Annotated in this window: 1 protein-coding gene; it reads right to left on the reverse strand. The window is 61.0% G+C overall.

The genetic code is table 11. The features are described from left to right. Positions 1 to 208: 208 nt before the first annotated feature. Positions 209 to 441: hypothetical protein (locus tag IMZ11_RS44185; RefSeq protein WP_228649734.1), on the reverse strand; the 233-nt coding region annotated here is incomplete at its 5' end.

Here is a 441-nt window from a genome sequence, read left to right on the forward strand (position 1 = left end):
CTTCTGTCCCAATCCCGCTCATTCAGGTGGTCCTTCCCGCGCACACCTGATGATTGGTACCGCATCCTGCGCACGCGCTGCAACCGGGAAGGCGCCGCACGCTGCGACGTTGCGATCACAAGTTGGCTACCGGGCGGTTACGACGCCCTCGCCTTCTAGCTTCGTGGGATCGCCTGGCAAACAACCATTCTCGTTAGGCGTGGGGTGTTCACGACGGGAAGTACACCACCTGATTACAGAACAAGGCGAGCGGACGGCTGATGTGGTTGGCCGCGGTGGCAACTGCTGCGCGCGTTTTCACATCGTGATCCCCGTACTCCTCGACGCACAGTGATTCGAGGGTGTCACCGGCGACGTGCCGCGGTGGATCTCCCTTTTCTTCATCTGGACCTGCGTTCTGATCGTTGGGCGCCTGGAGATCAGTGTCTGATCGCCAGACGG

The sequence above is a fragment of the Microtetraspora sp. AC03309 genome (genome assembly GCF_020826795.1).
In the GTDB taxonomy this organism is placed as follows: Bacteria; Actinomycetota; Actinomycetes; order Streptosporangiales; family Streptosporangiaceae; genus Microtetraspora; species Microtetraspora glauca.